The sequence below is a fragment of the Streptomyces diversicolor genome, assembly GCF_057537855.1.
The window spans coordinates 25516-39403 of sequence record NZ_BAAJXA010000006.1 but is presented as its reverse complement, the minus strand read 5'-3'; the positions used below and the strand labels follow the sequence as shown (position 1 = coordinate 39403).

Below are 13888 nucleotides of genomic sequence, written 5' to 3'. Positions count from 1 at the left end.
GCCCGCCGGTGGCGGACCGGTGGTGCGGAGCGCATCATGCCGTTATGACCGGTGGACCCGAGCCGATCGGCGCCGAAGCCCGTCGGGCGCTGGAGCGGGAGCTGGCCGACCTGCGCTCCGAACGGGAGGCGGTCGCGTCGTCGCTGCACAGCGACGGCGGCACGGGGGACACCGCCGACCAGGCCGACGAGTTGCAGCGGGCCACCGAACTCGCCCGGCTCGACGACCGGATCTCCCGGATCGGCGAGCGGCTGCGCACCGCGGCCGTCGCGGACCCGCCCCCGCCCGGAGTGGTGGGCGTGGGCAGCACCGTCACGGTGCGGTTCGCGGACGGGACGGCGCAGACCCTGCGGATCGGCGAGGTGGCCGCGCCCTCCGACCAGCGGCTGGTCACCTCGGACAGCCCGCTGGGCCGGGCCCTGCTGGGGCACCGCGCCGGGGACACCGTCGACTACAGCACTCCGGACGGTCGGCTCAGCGCCGTCGTGCTGGCCCTCAAGGCGCCCGACGACACGGCGGCAGGAGCGGACGAGCGGCCCGGAGCCTAGGGAGGGCGCACGGCGTCGGCCAGGGTCAGGTCACCACCGCGGCGGAGGCGTCCTCATCGCTCAACAGGTCCACGAGCGTGGCCCGGGCCCGGGCCACGCGCGAGCGGACCGTGCCAGGTGATCCAGGCCACGCCGCCATCGGTGCCGTATCCGGTCAGGCGGGCCCGTCCGCACCGCGGGTCGGCCGGCGCAGGAAGCGGATCACCGGGTGGCCGGGGTGCTGGGTGACCTCGGCACGGACGCCGTAGACCCGCTCGATGAGGGCGGGCGTGAGGACCGTGGAGGGGGTGCCTTCCGCGACCGCCCGGCCGTCTCGCAGGACGAGCAGCCGGTCGCAGTACATCGCGGCGAGGTTCAGGTCGTGCAGCGCGATCACGGTGGTGACCGGCAGGCCGGCGACGAGGTCGAGCAGGTCCAACTGATGCTGGATGTCGAGGTGGTTGGTGGGTTCGTCCAGCAGCAGTTCGCGGGGTTGCTGGGCGAGGGCGCGGGCGATCTGCGCGCGCTGGCGCTCGCCGCCGGACAGCGTGTGCCAGAACTGGCCGGCCCGCTCGGTCAGCCCGGTGCGGGCCAGCGCGTCGGCGACCGCGCGCGCGTCGTCGGCGCCGGCCGCGGCCCAGGCCCGCCGGTGCGGGATGCGGCCCAGCGCGACGACGTCCCGGACGGTCAGCTCGGTCTGGGTGTGCGCGTGCTGTTCGACGGTGGCGATGCGCCGCGCGGTGGCCCGGCGGCCGACCCGGGCCAGCGGGCGGCCGTCCAGGGTGACGACGCCCGCGGTGGGCGCGAGCACTCCGGCGAGCAGTCTGAGCAGGGTCGACTTGCCGCTGCCGTTGGGGCCGAGGAGTCCGATCGTCTGCCCGGGCCGGGGGGCGAGGGTGACGCCGTCGACGATGATCCGACCGTCGATGCGGCGCGTGACGCGTTCCGCGCGCAGACCGGGCGGGGCATCCCGGTCGGGCGCGAGGCCCCCGTCGGGCGCGAGGCCCCCGTCGGCCGTGAGGCCCCCGTCGGGCGTGGGGTCCGGGCCGGTCATGTCCGCCTCCGTCCGCGGTACAGGATGGCCACGAACGCCGGTACGCCGATCAGCGATGTCACCACGCCCACCGGCACCTCCTGGGGATCGATGACGGTACGGGCGACGGTGTCCGCCCACACCAGGAAGACGGCGCCGGCCAGTGCGGTGACCGGCAGCAGCCGGGCGTGGCCGGAACCGGTGAGCGCGCGGGCCGCGTGCGGCAGCACCAGGCCGACGAAGCCGATCGCCCCGGTGCAGCTGACGAGTGTCGCGGTCAGCAGCGCCGTCGCGCACAGCAGGACCAGCCGGGTGCGGGCGACACGCACACCGAGCGCCGCCGCTGCGTCCTCACCGAACGCGAACGCGTCCAGGGTGCGGGCGTGCCCGAGGCAGACCACGAGAACGGCGGCGAGCACGACGGCGCACAGCAGCACCTCGCCCCAGCCGGCGCCGGTCAGCGAGCCGAGCAGCCAGAACAGCACGCCTCGGGTGGTCTCCGCGTCCGCCGACGTCAGAACGGTGAACGAGGTGAGCGCGGAGAACAGTTGCATGGCCGCCACGCCGGAGAGCACCACCCGGTCGGGGGCGCCGCCGAGGGTGTGGCCGAGCACGAGGACGAGCCCGAAGGACAGCAGGGCGCCGGCGAACGCGCCCGCCGACAGGGACACCGCTCCCCCGCCGACCCCGAGCACGACCACGGCGACGGCGCCGGTGGACGCCCCGGAGGACACCCCGAGCACGAACGGGTCGGCGAGCGGATTGCGCAGCAGGGACTGCATGACCGCCCCGCATACCGCGAGGCCCGCGCCGCACAGGGCGGCCAGCAGGGTGCGGGGCATGCGCAGGTTCCATACGATGCCGTCCCGCAGCGGCGCCAACTGGCTGTCTCCGAAGCCGAGATGTGCGGCGACGCAGGCCCAGACGTCGGCCGTGGAGATGTCGGCGGGGCCGATGGTCACGGCGAACGCCACCGACGCGGTCACCGCCAGCAGCCCGCCGGCGGTCAACAGCGAGGCGCGGAGGTTCACTTGGCGAGCCCGAGGTCACGCAGTCCGGCGGCGACCCGTTCGATCCCCTCGACCGTGCGGATGGACGGGTTCATGGCCTGTCCGCTGAGCAGGATGTACCGCTTCTTCCTGACGGCGGTGAGGTTGCGGGTGGCGGGGTCGCTCTCCAGGAAGCGGATCTTGGCCTTGGCGCTCTCGGCCGTCTGGGACCTGCGGGTCAGATCGCCGAGGACGATGGCGTCCGGGTCGCGGTCGGCGACGGTCTCCCAGTTGATCTGGGGCCACTCGTCGTGGGTGTCGGAGAACACGTTCGAGGCGCCGACGGCCCGGGTGATGGCGCCGGGGGCGCCGCAGCAGCCGGCCAGGTAGGGCGACTGGGAGTTGGCGAACCAGTACATGAGCGAGACACCGGAGGCGTCGAGGCCGTCGGTGGCCGCCCGCACCCGCTCCTTCAGGCGTGCGACGAGCCGGTCTCCGCGTTCGTCGACGCCGAACGCGCGGGCCAGGTCGCGTATCTCGCCGTACACGGTGTCGAGGGTGAGCGGGGCGCTGCGGGAGCCGTCGCCGCCGCTGTCGTTGTCCTTTCCGGCGGCGCAGTCGGAGGGGGAGACGTATGTGGGCACGCCCAGCTTCTCGAACTGCTCGCGGGTGGCGACGCCGCCCTGGCCGAGGGTGGAGACGAACGACGCGGTGACGAAGTCGGGTCCGGCGTCGAGCACCTTCTCGAAGGAGGGGTTGTTCTCGGCGAGCCGGGGCACGGACGCGTTGGCCTTCTCCAGGCCCTTCATCACCGGGTCGGTCCAGGTGGCGGTGCCGGCGAGACGGTCCCCGAGACCGAGGGAGAGCAGGATCTCGGTGCTGCCCTGGTTGAGGGAGACGGCGTGTTCGGGGGCCGACGTCAGGGTGACCGGGTGGCCGCAGTTGTCGATGGTGCGGGGGTAACCGGCGGCGGAGCGGCCGGAGTCGGGGGCGTTTCCGCCGGGGCCTGCGCACCCGGTCAGCAGCAGCGCCGGGGCGAGCAACAGCACGGCGGGACGGCACGTGGCAGAAAACGCAGAAAACGCAGAAAACGGGGAAAACGGGGAACGGAGCACGGGCATGCCTCGGGTGTCGGGGCTCGTACGCGGAGCCTGGCCTACGGACGTCCTCCGCGCACGGGGCGCGGAGGTGCCAGCAGGTCTTCGGACTCGGGTTCGTCCGGACGGGGCGCCTTCCCGGTACGGCCCCGCACCGGCCTCGCGGCCGGCCCGAACCCCTCCCAGTGGCTTGGTGTGCCCTGCCCGTCCCCCTCACCGCTGCGCGTCAGTTCCGGATTCGCACCGGATTCCCTGGCCTCGGATGTGGCACGACTGGCCCGGCCAGGCTACCAAGATCGCCCGGCCGCCCGGACCGGGCCCCGTCCCCGGGCCGGGCGCCCGCATCGGCCACGCCGGCATCGGCGTGCCGGGCCGCCCCCCGACACCGGCGCTCCGGCCCGGGTGGGACGTCGTGCCTCACCCCGTTCCGTCCTCCGGGTCCACGGGCGGGGTCCCGGCGCAGATCCACTCGTGCACGACGGCCGGGGACAGTCCGCCGTCGGCGGCTATGACGTGCTCGGGCACGCCGGTGAGCCAGGCGGCGAGCACGGCCCGGCGCAGGTCGGCGGCGCGGGTGGCGAGGCCGGTCCGGTACGCGTCCGCGGAGCCGACGACGAGCTTGGGTGCGTCCTCCGCCAGGCGCCGGGCGGCGCGGCGGACGGTGCGGCGTGCGCTCTGGGTGTCGAGGTCGGTCATGCCGTCACCTCCCGTGCCGTGCCGAGCGGGCCGCGGTCCGGGCGCCGGTACGCATCCCGCACGCCGGGCTCCGGGAAGAGCCGCGCGACGAGCCGTTCCAGCCGGCGGGCGGGCTCACCACTGCGATGGACACGGGCGGCCACGGCGCCGGGCAAGCCGTCGCCGGGCGCCACACAGGAGGCGGCACGGTGGAGAGTGAGGCCGAAGGTGGTCGGGGTGGCCATGGGTACCTCCCCTTCCGTCGCGGCGGGGCAGGTCGAGGGCATGGCAGCCGCCGTGCGGGGCGGGGGGCTACCGGGTGCCCGAGGAGCGGGGGGACATGGGGATGCGGGGCCTCGCGTGGCCCGTACTACTGCTGCTGCGATCCATGTCGCTCACCTCCTCCTCGGTCGGCGGGCACCCGGTCCTCCGGGCTTCCGGCACCCCTCCATATTTGCACAGCGACGCAAATTCTGCCCACTCGCGGGGAGAAGGCCGCGGTCGGTCCCCGGCCCCGCGTCGGCCCCCTCAGTAAACTGGCACGCACGCGACGCATCCGGCTCCGCCCCCGGCCCCCGGTGCCGCGTACCCGTCCAGGAGGACGGCCGTCCCCGCCCGGCCGACTCCCGCCCATCGACCCGGCCGGGGTCTTCGTCGACTGATCGGGATGCGGGAGCACGACGTGCCGCCAGAGCCGACCGGTCCCGCACCGTCCGGGGCCGTGTCCATGACCGGACAGACCGCGTGCGGCGCGGGTCCGCGCAGCCCGCTGCGCACCTTCCTGCGGACCGAGACCGGCAGCGCCGCCGTGCTGCTCGGCGCGGTGATCGTGGCCCTTGTCTGGACCAACGTCTCCCCCGGCGGCTATGCGTCATGGTGGCGGACGGACATGTCGCTGACGATCGGTTCGGCCGGTGTCTCGCTGGAGCTGCGCGAGTGGGTGAACAGCGGTCTGATGACGCTGTTCTTCTTCGTCGTGGGTCTTGAGGCCCGCCGCGAGGTCGACGTGGGGGAACTGCGCGAGCGGCGCCGCGTCGTGCTGTCGGTGGTCGCCGGGGTCAGCGGCATGCTCGTCCCGGTCGCGATCTACCTCGGCTTCAACGCCGGACTTGACTCGGCGCAGGGCTGGGGCGCCGCCATGTCCACCGACACGGCCTTCGCCCTCGGCATGCTCGCCGTGCTCGGTTCCCGGCTGCCGGGCGGTCTGCGGGTCTTCCTGCTCACCGTCGCGGTCACCGACGACCTCGTGGCGCTGGTCGTCATCGCCCTCGCCTACAGCGGCGCGGTCCGCCTCTCCGCGCTGGGCGTCGCGCTCGGCGTCCTCGCCCTGCTTCTCGCGCTGCGCGCGGCGGGGGTCCGGATCACCGGCGTGTACGCGGTCCTGGGGGTGGCCCTGTGGGGCGCGCTGCTGCGGTCGGGGGTGGACCCGGTGGTCAGCGGCCTGGTCATGGGGCTGCTGACGTACGCGCATCCGGCCGAGCGGCACGCCCTGGAGCGGGTCACCCGGCTGTTCCGGGGCTTTCGGGAGCAGCCGACACCGGAGCTGGAACGCACCCTGCGCCGGGGTCTGGCCTCCGCCCTCTCGCCCAACGAGCGGCTGCAGCGGATGATCCACCCGTGGACGAGCCATGTCATCGTGCCGCTGTTCGCGCTGGCCAACGCGGGCCTGACGATCAGCGCTGACCGGATCGCGGCGGCGTTCACCTCACCCGTCACGCTGGGCATCGTGTGCGGCTACGTCCTCGGCAAGCCGGCCGGCATCCTGGGCGCCACCTGGCTGGCGGCGCGAGTGAGCCGGGGCCGGCTGCGCCCGGCGGTGGGCTGGGGCGCGGTCGCCGTGGGCGGCAGCCTCGCCGGGGTGGGTTTCACGGTGGCGCTGCTGATCGCCACGCTCGCCTTCCACGGGCAGCGCCTCGAACAGGCGAAGGCAGGCATTCTGGCGGCCGTGGTGCTGTCCTGTCTGATCTCCTGGGTGCTGACGCGGGCCGTCGCCCTGCTGCCCGCGCGCCGGCGGACCCGGGCGCTGCTGGGCGAGGGGCAGCCGATCGTCGATCTGAGCGATCCCGTCGACACGGCGCGCGACCATGTGCGCGGCCCGCTCGACGCTCCGGTGACCCTGGTCGAGTACGGCGACTACGAATGCCCGTACTGCGGACGGGCGGAGCCGGTGGTGCGCGCGCTGCTGGCCGAGTTCGGCGACGACCTGCGCTACGTCTGGCGGCATCTGCCCCTGACCGACGTCCATCCCGACGCGCAGCTCGCCGCTGAGGCCGCTGAGGCGGCGGCGGCGCAGGGCCGCTACTGGGAGCTGCACGACGTCCTGATCAGCCACGAGGGGAGCCTCCGGGTGAAGGACCTCCTGGAGCACGCCGAGCGGACCGGACTCGACATGACGGCGTTCCGCCGCGACCTGCGGGCGCGGGCCGGCGCGGAACGGGTGGCCGAGGACGTGGAGTCGGCCGACCTGAGCGGGGTCTCGGGCACGCCGACGTTCTTCGTCAACGGCCGGCGGCACCACGGCGCGTACGACGTGGCCTCACTGTCACTGGCGGTACGCACGGCCCGCGACCGGGCATCACTGTCGAACCCGGCCCCGTAGCCCCGGCATCCGGCATCCGGCATCCGGCATCCGGCGCCGTCCGGCCCGGGTCATCCCGCCAGAAAACTCAGCCGGACCTGCCGGTTCGGGTTGTCCCGGTTGGTGTCCACCAGGCACACGGACTGCCATGTTCCGAGTTCCAGGCGGCCGTGCAGCACGGGCAGTGTGGTGTGCGGGGGGACGATCGCGGGGAGGACGTGGTCGCGGCCGTGGCCGGGGCTGCCGTGCCGGTGCTGCCAGCGGTCGTCCGCGGGCAGCAGGGTGTGCAGGGCGGCCAGCAGGTCGTCGTCGCTGCCGGCGCCGGTCTCGATGACGGCGATCCCCGCGGTGGCGTGCGGCACGAAGATGTTGAGGAGGCCGTCGCGGCCGGCCGCCGTCTCCCGCAGGAAGGCCTCGCAGTCACCGGTGAGGTCGACGACCCGCTCCCGGGAGCCGGTGGCGACGTTCAGCACGCGCGTGGTGAAGGCATCTGACATGCCACCATCCTCGCGCATCCGGCCGGGTTCCGGCCGTCGCCCGGTCGCCGGTCCGCGGGCCCGCTCTTAGAGGCTTGGAGGCGCCGTTGACCGCCGCGGCCCCGACTGGCTACGGTCGCCCGCATGCAGCGTTCAGCCCTGCTCACCACGCGCGGTCACATCGACCTGCTGCGGGTGGCCTCCGCCGCGTGTCGCCGCGGCCGCTGACGCCCTCGCTCTCGCGCGTTCATCCGCGCGCCGCACGCCTGCCGTTGCGTTCCGCCCGGTCCTGACGCGGCGGCGCCAAGGCGCACCGCGTCCCTCCCTCTGCCCGTGGAGCAGCCATGACCCTCGGCCATGCCCCGCCCGGCTGCCCCGACGACGCCCAGGTGATCGAGGCCGGGGAGCCCCCGGGCCTGTCCCGGTGGGGACGCGTGCGGCACACCGTACGGCCGGGCGCGCTGCCCGGCGTGCTCACCGGGCTGCGCCACCGCCTCGGCCTCGCCCGGTTGCGAAAGGCCGCCGCCGCGACGGCGAGCGACGTTCACCGGCCGGTGACCGCCCAGGCGGTCCATGTCGCCGGGCTCACCCGCCGCTTCGACGGCCGTGCCGTGCTCGACGAGTTGCACCTCGACGTCCGGCCTGGCGAGTTCGTCGCACTGCTCGGGCACAGCGGCAGCGGCAAGTCCACGCTGCTGCGCATCCTCGCCGGACTCGACCGTGACATCGAGGGCACCGTCCTGGTGCCGCGGCGCCGGGCGATCGCCTTCCAGGCGGCCCGGCCGATGCCGTGGCAGCAGGTGTGGCGCCATGCCCTGCTCGGGCTTGCGGGCAGGGCCGGGCGGCCGGTCGCAGGGCGGGCGTCGGACGAGGCAGGGCCGGGCCACCGGGCCGCCGCCCGGCCGAAGACGCGGTCCGGCGGCGAGACCCAGCCCGCCTCGCTGGCCCGCGCCCTGGTGCGCGAACCGGATCTGCTGCTGCTCGACGAGCCGTTCGGCGCGCTGGACGCGCTCACCCGTAGCACGGCCCTGGGGCTGGTCGAGGAGGTGTGGCGGCGCCGCGGCTGCGCCGTGCTGCTGGTCACCCATGACGTCGAGGAGGCCGTGCTGCTCGCCGACCGCGTCCTCGTCATGGCCGGCGGCGTCATCGCACACGAGCGGCGGATCGAACTCGGCCGGCCGCGTGACCTCGCCGATCCCCGGTTCGCGGAGCTGTGCGCCGGCCTGCTGAAGCGACTCGCCGTCAGCACCGCCACCGAAGCCGGGTGACCTGCGCGCAACGGCCCGGACCCGCGCCGGGGACGGCCGCGCCCCCGCTGTCGCGGCCCGGATTCCCGTACCACCGCGCTCCCTTTTGACATGACCGTACGGCCGCGCCGGTTCACACGGTCCGGCGCGCGGGAAGATCCCCGGCCACGGTGCTGTTGGCAGGGACGTGAACAACGAGCGTGCGGTCGAGGTCGTCGTCACGGGCGCTGGGCAGGCGGGTCTGTCCAGCGCCTATCATCTGCGGCGCACCGGTTTCGAGCCGGACCGCGACTTCGTGGTCCTCGACCACTCCCCCGCGCCGGGCGGCGCCTGGCAGTTCCGCTGGCCGTCGCTGACGTACGGCAAGGTGCACGGGATGCACGCGCTGCCGGGCATGGAGCTGACCGACGCCGATCCGGCGCGGCCGTCGGCGGAGGTCATCGGCGCCTACTTCGACGCCTACGAGCGGGCGTTCGACCTGCGGGTGCGGCGGCCGGTGGACGTCCGCGCGGTGCGTGAGGGCACCGGCGGGCGGCTGCTCGTGGAGACCTCGGACGGCACCTGGTCCACGCGCGCCCTGATCAACGCCACCGGCACCTGGGACCGGCCGTTCTGGCCGCGCTACCCGGGACAGGAGACCTTCCGGGGACGGCAGTTGCACACCGCGCAGTACGCGGGGCCGAAGGAGTTCGCCGGGCAGCGGGTGGTCGTGGTGGGCGGCGGCGCCTCCGGCACTCAGCACCTCCTGGAGATCGCGCCGTACGCGGCGGCCACCACCTGGGTCACCCGGCGGCCACCGGTCTTCCGGGAGGGACCGTTCGACGAGGGTGCGGGGCGGGCCGCGGTGGCCCTGGTCGAGGAGCGGGTGCGGCAGGGACTGCCGCCCCGGAGCGTGGTCTCGGTCACCGGCCTGCCGCTCAACGACGCGATCCGGCAGGGACTGCGGGACGGCGTCCTGGACCGGCGGCCGATGTTCGACCGGATCACCCCGGACGGGGTCCAGTGGCTGGGATCCCCCGGGCTCGGCGGGGAGCGGCTTGTCGAGGCCGATGTGATCCTGTGGGCGACCGGGTTCCGGGCCGCCCTCGACCATCTGGCGCCGCTGCGGCTGCGCGCCCCGGGCGGCGGGATCCAGGTCGAGGGGACCCGCGTGGTCGCCGATCCGCGGATCCATCTGGTCGGCTACGGCCCGTCGGCGAGCACCATCGGCGCCAACCGGGCCGGGCGCGCCGCCGTGCGGGACATCAGGCGGTTGCTGGCCGCGCGGTCTCTCGCCGCGTGACATCGCGCCGGCCCGACCCGGGGCCTACGTGGCTCCGGACCGGGATGCCGTCGCGCTCGGACTGTGCGGCGTCTCGCTCCTCTTCTGGTGGAGCGCGTTGAACTCCGCGACGTTGCGCTGGTGCTCCGCGTAGTCGTCGGTGAAGCGGGTGTCGCCCGGCTTGACCGTGACGAAGTACAGCCAGTCGCCCGGTGTCGGGTTGAGCGTGGCGCGCATCGCGTCCTCGCCCGGGTTGTCGATGGGTGTCGGCGGCAGACCCATGCGCTGATAGGAGTTGTAGGGGCTGTCGATCCGGGTGTCGTCCAGGCTGGTGCGGACGGCGTGCCGGCGCAGCGCGTAGTTGAGGGTGGAGTCCATCTGCAACGGCATGCCGCGCTGCAGCCGGTTGAGGACGACCCGGGCGACTTTTCCCATGTCGGCCCTGGAGGCGGCCTCGGCCTGGACGATGCTCGCGATGGTGACCGCCTGGTAGACGTTCATCGCGTTGCGCTGGGCGCCGGCCGCCACGGGGGCGACGTCGAACTTGTCGTTCGCGGTGTCGATCATTTGTTGCAGCAGCGTCTGGGGCGTGCTGTCCTTGTCGACGCGGTACGTGGCCGGGAAGAGGTAGCCCTCCGGGTTGCCGTCGGCGTCATGGGGCAGTTTGAGACCGGCCTTGTCGATGGACTTCGCGGTGCTGCCCGCGGGCAGGGCGAGCGCCTTGTCGACGGCCTCGTAGACCTGACTGGCACGCCAGCCCTCCGGGATGACCAGGCTGCCGGCCCGCCGCCCCTCGCCCAGGGTCAGCAGCGGCACCGCCACGGCGGTGCCGGCCACGACGACGCCGGTCACAAGGAGGACGAGCTTGCCCCGGCGCGTGAGTCGAATCGTGCTCCGTGGCGGAGTGTTCATCTGCATGCGGGCACGTTAACCCGCATACCTCCGCAAACCTGGCATATCTTCAGCTTGTCGGTTCCAGTTGCGCGTCCCGGCGGACCAGGGCCGCATATCGCCCGCCCAGCCCCAACAGCTCCTCGTGCGTGCCTTGTTCGGCCACCCGTCCGGAATCGAGGACCACGATCTGGTCGGCCCCGCGGACGGTGGAGAGGCGGTGCGCGATGGTGAGCGTCGTCCGGTTGGCGGACAGGGCGTCGATGGCCTCCTGAACGGCGTGCTCGGTGCGGGTGTCCAGGGCGCTGGTCGCCTCGTCGAGGATCAGGACCGGTGGATCGCGCAGGATGGTGCGGGCGATGGCCAGCCGCTGCTTCTCCCCGCCGGAGAAGCGGTGGCCGCGCTCGCCGACGATCGTGTCGTAGCCGTCGGGCAGCGCCGCGATGTGGTCGTGGATCTGGGCCGCCTTCGCCGCGGTGTGCAGTTCCTCGTCGGTGGCGTCCGGCTTGGCGAAGCGGAGGTTGTCGGCGACCGAGGCATGGAAGAGGTACGTCTCCTGCGAGACGACGCCGACCGTCCGGGCGAGGGTGTCGAAGTCGAGGTCGCGCACGTCGACGCCGTCCAGGGTCACCCGGCCCCCGGTGACGTCGTACAGCCGGGGCACCAGGTAGCCGAGCGTGGACTTGCCCGCGCCGGTCGGGCCGACGATCGCCAGGCTGCCGCCCGCGGGGACGGTGATGTCGATACCGGCCAGCACGGGGGCACCCTCGGCGTCGTAGCGGAACTCGACGTCCTCGAACCGGACCTCGCCCTTGACCCGGTCCAGATGCACGGGCTCGTCGCGCTCGGTGATGTCGATCGGCAGGTCGAGGTACTCGAAGATGCGCTGGAAGAGGGCGAGCGAGGTCTGGATCTGCACGCCGGTCGCCAGCAGGCTCACGGCCGGCCGGAACAGGCCCTGCTGGAGCGAGACGAAGGCGACGATGGTGCCGATGGACGCCTGGGGGCCGCCCAGTTGGAGCGTCATCCCCGCGGCCCAGTAGATGACGGCCGGCATCGCGGCCATGACGATGGTGATCACGGCCATGCGCCAGCGGCCGGCCATGTTGGACCGGACCTCCAGATCGACCAGTTGCTCGGACTCCTCGGCGAAGGACCGCGTGAGCGAGTCGGCTCGGCCCATCGTGCGGCCCAGCAGGATGCCGCTGACGGACAGGGACTCGGTGACGGTGGCGGCCATGGCGGCCATCTGCTTCTGGCGCTGGGTGGTGATCCGCTTGCGTTCGTTGCCGACGCGGCGGCCGATCCACACGAACACCGGCAGCAGGACCAGGGACACGACGGTCAGCCGCCAGTCGAGGGCGATCATCGCGACGATCGTGGCGACCACGCCGGTCAGGTTGGAGACCAGGGAGGTCGCGGTGGAGGTGACGGTGGCCTGCATGCCGCCGATGTCGTTGGCGATGCGGGACTGCACCTCGCCGGTGCGGGTGCGGGTGAAGAAGGCGAGCGACATGCGCTGGAGGCGGCCGTAGACGGCGGTGCGCAGGTCGTGCATGACGCGCTGGCCGACGGTCGTCGAGATGAGGGTCTGCAGCACGCCGAAGACGCTGTTGAGGACGGCGCTGAGGATCATGCCGAGCGCGAGCAGGCTCAGCAGGCCGGTGCGGCCCTGCGGGATGGCGACGTCCAGGGTCTCCTTCAGCAGGAACGGCGTGGCGACGGACACCAGCGACGAGGCGCCGACCAGCACGCCGACGATCGCGAGCCGCCCGCGGTAGGGGCGGAAGAGGGCCAGGATGCGGCGCACCTGCCGGGGCTGTTTCCGCGCACCGGCGGTCGGCGTCCAGGTGGGGTTGTGTTCGGGATGCATGGGCTCCTACGGAGGTGAGCGGGCGCCGGCACGCGGTGCGGCCGACGACGACTGGAGGATCATAGCTCATTGTTACCTTCACTCACAATGAATGGCGTCCTGATATTGTTCCCGCCATGACCACCCCCGACCCCGAGGGCCTGCTCGCCGAGCAGTTGCTGCGCCTCACCCGCCGGGTCCACCGCATCCAGAAGCGCCATCTGGAGCGCCGGGACCTGGGCGTCACCCCGGCCCAGTCCCGGCTGCTGCGCACGCTGGCGCACTACGGCTCGCCGCCGCGCATGGCCGACCTCGCCGCCCGCCTGGAAGTGGTGCCGCGCGCGGTGACCACACTGGTCGACGGTCTGGAGGCGAACGGCAAGGTGCGCCGGGTACCGGATCCGACGAACCGCCGGGTGACCCGGATCGAGCTGACCGACGACGGGCGCGCCACGCTCGCGCAGCTGCGCGACGCGCGCCGGGCCGCGGCCGCGGAGATCCTGGCTCCGCTCTCCGCCGAGCAGCGCGAACTGCTCGGCGGGCTGCTGGACACCCTGATCGACGGGGCACTCGACGAACGCTGCTGAGCACCCCGGGACCTGCGGGACCCCGAGCACGGAACGCCTGAACGAGCGCCGCGGCACGCCAGCCGACGTGGGATGCCACGATGCTGCGACCGACACGGGGCACCGCGACACAGGGACCGGCATGGGGCGCCGAGACACAAGGGGGCCGGCACGGTGCGCCGGGCGTGCCGGGTCTGCGTCGCCGATGCCCGGTCGCCGAGCGTGAGGACCGTGCGCAGCCGGTCGTCCGCGCCGAGCGTCGTCACGCCGTTCATCGTGCAGGTCCGGTCCGTGCGCGTACTCCGAGCCGGGCCGCCCCCGTCGGCCGTGACGAACTCGTCGTCATTGCCGTCGATGCGCAGGACCACCTTGCTCCGGTGGTCACCGCATCCGCGGGGCGGCCCGCAGGTGCCCCGGTACGGCGTGAAGTCACGGAACCGGGCCTGCGCGAGCGTGACCCGACAGGACCTGCCCGCGGGCCTTTCGACGGGCGGCGCGGCGCTCACCGGGTCGTGCCGGTCGGTGGCGAACTCGGCCGGGACGTCGGCCCGGACCGGGAGCGTGCGGGCGGACGCGGCCGGGAAGCCGAGGAGAGCGCTCACCCGGAGGACGGCCCGGCGAGCACGCACATGACGATCCGGCCCCTCATGACCGCCGTTCCACGGCCGGTCGGCCGCCCCGGCAGTCCCGCCCGGC

14 protein-coding genes, 1 pseudogene and 1 riboswitch are annotated in these 13888 nt (G+C 73.7%); of the genes and pseudogenes, 6 read left to right on the top strand and 9 right to left on the bottom strand.

Annotated features, from left to right (window positions below; all coding sequences use genetic code 11):
* Positions 1-44: 44 nt before the first annotated feature.
* The gene (locus AC27LF_RS08570) at positions 45-548 is read left to right on the top strand and encodes a GreA/GreB family elongation factor (RefSeq protein WP_479661425.1); all 504 of its coding nucleotides are present in this window, start codon (positions 45-47) and stop codon (positions 546-548) included.
* A gap of 154 nt (positions 549-702) precedes the next feature.
* Here AC27LF_RS08570 and AC27LF_RS08565 read toward each other — a convergent pair whose 3' ends face one another.
* The 5 genes from AC27LF_RS08565 to AC27LF_RS08545 form a co-directional block, all read right to left on the bottom strand.
* Positions 703-1581 (bottom strand): ABC transporter ATP-binding protein, encoded by an 879-nt coding sequence (locus tag AC27LF_RS08565; RefSeq protein WP_479661426.1) that lies wholly within the window; start codon positions 1579-1581, stop codon positions 703-705.
* Positions 1578-2591, bottom strand: a complete 1014-nt coding sequence (locus AC27LF_RS08560; protein ID WP_479661427.1) for a FecCD family ABC transporter permease — start codon at positions 2589-2591, stop codon at positions 1578-1580. The genes AC27LF_RS08565 and AC27LF_RS08560 overlap by 4 nt, the downstream gene beginning before the upstream one ends.
* The gene (locus AC27LF_RS08555) at positions 2588-3670 is read right to left on the bottom strand and encodes an ABC transporter substrate-binding protein (protein ID WP_479661428.1); all 1083 of its coding nucleotides are present in this window, start codon (positions 3668-3670) and stop codon (positions 2588-2590) included. The genes AC27LF_RS08560 and AC27LF_RS08555 overlap by 4 nt, the downstream gene beginning before the upstream one ends.
* Before the next feature lie 55 nt (positions 3671-3725).
* A riboswitch (cobalamin riboswitch) is annotated at positions 3726-3939 on the bottom strand.
* Between the two features lie 124 nt (positions 3940-4063).
* Positions 4064-4342: a hypothetical protein gene (locus tag AC27LF_RS08550; RefSeq protein ID WP_479661429.1), complete on the bottom strand. Its 279-nt coding sequence runs from the start codon at positions 4340-4342 to the stop codon at positions 4064-4066.
* Positions 4339-4566, bottom strand: a complete 228-nt coding sequence (locus AC27LF_RS08545) for a hypothetical protein (protein WP_479661430.1) — start codon at positions 4564-4566, stop codon at positions 4339-4341. Before AC27LF_RS08545 ends, AC27LF_RS08550 begins: the two co-directional genes overlap by 4 nt.
* A 482-nt stretch (positions 4567-5048) precedes the next feature.
* Here AC27LF_RS08545 and nhaA point away from each other — a divergent pair, with 482 nt between their 5' ends.
* Positions 5049-6920, top strand: coding sequence for a Na+/H+ antiporter NhaA (nhaA, locus tag AC27LF_RS08540; protein WP_479661431.1), 1872 nt, complete (start codon positions 5049-5051; stop codon positions 6918-6920).
* Between the two features lie 50 nt (positions 6921-6970).
* Here nhaA and AC27LF_RS08535 read toward each other — a convergent pair whose 3' ends face one another.
* Positions 6971-7396 (bottom strand): secondary thiamine-phosphate synthase enzyme YjbQ, encoded by a 426-nt coding sequence (locus AC27LF_RS08535; protein WP_479661432.1) that lies wholly within the window; start codon positions 7394-7396, stop codon positions 6971-6973.
* A 123-nt stretch (positions 7397-7519) separates the two neighbouring features.
* Between AC27LF_RS08535 and AC27LF_RS08530 the strand changes: the two genes are divergently transcribed.
* From AC27LF_RS08530 to AC27LF_RS08520, 3 genes are all read left to right on the top strand, one after another.
* Entirely contained in the window at positions 7520-7603 is an 84-nt protein-coding gene (locus tag AC27LF_RS08530) for a putative leader peptide (protein WP_351734638.1), read from the top strand.
* A 281-nt stretch (positions 7604-7884) separates the two neighbouring features.
* Positions 7885-8643: an ABC transporter ATP-binding protein gene (locus AC27LF_RS08525; RefSeq protein WP_479661459.1), complete on the top strand. Its 759-nt coding sequence runs from the start codon at positions 7885-7887 to the stop codon at positions 8641-8643.
* A 166-nt stretch (positions 8644-8809) separates the two neighbouring features.
* Positions 8810-9904 carry an NAD(P)-binding domain-containing protein gene (locus AC27LF_RS08520; protein WP_479661433.1) on the top strand — a complete coding sequence of 365 codons (1095 nt, stop codon included), beginning with the start codon at positions 8810-8812 and terminating at the stop codon, positions 9902-9904.
* A 24-nt stretch (positions 9905-9928) separates the two neighbouring features.
* Here AC27LF_RS08520 and mltG read toward each other — a convergent pair whose 3' ends face one another.
* Together mltG and AC27LF_RS08510 are read right to left on the bottom strand one after the other, a co-directional pair.
* Positions 9929-10801, bottom strand: a complete 873-nt coding sequence (gene mltG, locus AC27LF_RS08515; protein ID WP_479661434.1) for an endolytic transglycosylase MltG — start codon at positions 10799-10801, stop codon at positions 9929-9931.
* A 43-nt stretch (positions 10802-10844) separates the two neighbouring features.
* A complete protein-coding gene (locus tag AC27LF_RS08510; RefSeq protein ID WP_479661435.1) occupies positions 10845-12647 on the bottom strand; it encodes an ABC transporter ATP-binding protein in 1803 nt (600 codons plus the stop codon).
* 116 nt (positions 12648-12763) lie between these two features.
* Here AC27LF_RS08510 and AC27LF_RS08505 point away from each other — a divergent pair, with 116 nt between their 5' ends.
* Positions 12764-13213 (top strand): MarR family winged helix-turn-helix transcriptional regulator, encoded by a 450-nt coding sequence (locus AC27LF_RS08505; protein ID WP_479661436.1) that lies wholly within the window; start codon positions 12764-12766, stop codon positions 13211-13213.
* 326 nt (positions 13214-13539) lie between these two features.
* Here the strand turns inward: AC27LF_RS08505 and AC27LF_RS08500 are convergent.
* Positions 13540-13841: pseudogene (locus tag AC27LF_RS08500) on the bottom strand (peptide-N4-asparagine amidase); the annotation flags it as partial.
* Positions 13842-13888: the final 47 nt, after the last annotated feature.

Coding starts and splice junctions, on each gene's coding strand:
- AC27LF_RS08545 (WP_479661430.1), bottom strand. CDS start 4,566: ATGGCCACCCCGACCACCTTCGGCCTCACTCTCCACCGTGCCGCCTCC.
- AC27LF_RS08565 (WP_479661426.1), bottom strand. CDS start 1,581: ATGACCGGCCCGGACCCCACGCCCGACGGGGGCCTCACGGCCGACGGG.
- AC27LF_RS08505 (WP_479661436.1), top strand. CDS start 12,764: ATGACCACCCCCGACCCCGAGGGCCTGCTCGCCGAGCAGTTGCTGCGC.
- AC27LF_RS08550 (WP_479661429.1), bottom strand. CDS start 4,342: ATGACCGACCTCGACACCCAGAGCGCACGCCGCACCGTCCGCCGCGCC.
- AC27LF_RS08555 (WP_479661428.1), bottom strand. CDS start 3,670: ATGCCCGTGCTCCGTTCCCCGTTTTCCCCGTTTTCTGCGTTTTCTGCG.
- nhaA (WP_479661431.1), top strand. CDS start 5,049: ATGACCGGACAGACCGCGTGCGGCGCGGGTCCGCGCAGCCCGCTGCGC.
- AC27LF_RS08530 (WP_351734638.1), top strand. CDS start 7,520: ATGCAGCGTTCAGCCCTGCTCACCACGCGCGGTCACATCGACCTGCTG.
- AC27LF_RS08510 (WP_479661435.1), bottom strand. CDS start 12,647: ATGCATCCCGAACACAACCCCACCTGGACGCCGACCGCCGGTGCGCGG.
- AC27LF_RS08535 (WP_479661432.1), bottom strand. CDS start 7,396: ATGTCAGATGCCTTCACCACGCGCGTGCTGAACGTCGCCACCGGCTCC.
- AC27LF_RS08570 (WP_479661425.1), top strand. CDS start 45: ATGACCGGTGGACCCGAGCCGATCGGCGCCGAAGCCCGTCGGGCGCTG.
- mltG (WP_479661434.1), bottom strand. CDS start 10,801: ATGCAGATGAACACTCCGCCACGGAGCACGATTCGACTCACGCGCCGG.